Below are 621 nucleotides of genomic sequence, written 5' to 3'. Positions count from 1 at the left end.
TAGTAAATGTATTTAATAGATTTTTGCAAAACGCAAAGAAATATTTAAAAAATTGTAATATATAAAAATTTAAATTATTAGTTAAAGATACAATACAGGCTTTGCTTTGCTTTGCTTAACGAAATTATAGTATGCTAATTTATAGTAATTTTTACTAAACATATTTAAGTTATCCAATATTTATTAACTTTAATTAATTTAAGTAAAATATAACATGAATTAAAAAATATGTCAATAGTTTAATCAAGTTTTTTATCGTTAAAAAATTAAAAATCGTCATTGCGGAGGCAATACAAAATCACAATTCTTTACTTATAAATATTTTATAGTATAATAAAAATTATGAAAAAAAGATTCCTTATTATTGACGCTTTCGGTATCCTTTACAGGTATCATTTTATTTTTTTGAAAAGACCGCTCTTGAATTCCAAAGGGCAAAATGTTTCTTCAATAAACGGTTTTTTGAGAACTTATTTTTCTTTAATAAATACTTATCCGTCAGAATATACGGCAATCGCTTTGGACAGCTCGAGAAAAACTTTCAGAAGCGAAATTTATAAAGAATATAAAGAAAATAGAGAAAGTATGCCTGACGATTTAAGAAGTCAAATTCCAATACTT

General features: G+C 23.5%; 1 pseudogene. It reads left to right on the top strand.

What is annotated here, in order from left to right:
* Positions 1-342 precede the first annotated feature (342 nt).
* Positions 343-621 (top strand): annotated as a pseudogene (locus tag EZH24_RS13140) (DNA polymerase I); the annotation flags it as partial.

This window comes from Brachyspira catarrhinii (genome assembly GCF_005518285.1).
Classification (GTDB): domain Bacteria; phylum Spirochaetota; class Brachyspiria; order Brachyspirales; family Brachyspiraceae; genus Brachyspira; species Brachyspira catarrhinii.
The sequence above is the reverse complement of the archived record's forward strand: the minus strand, read 5'-3'. Positions and strand labels throughout refer to the sequence as shown.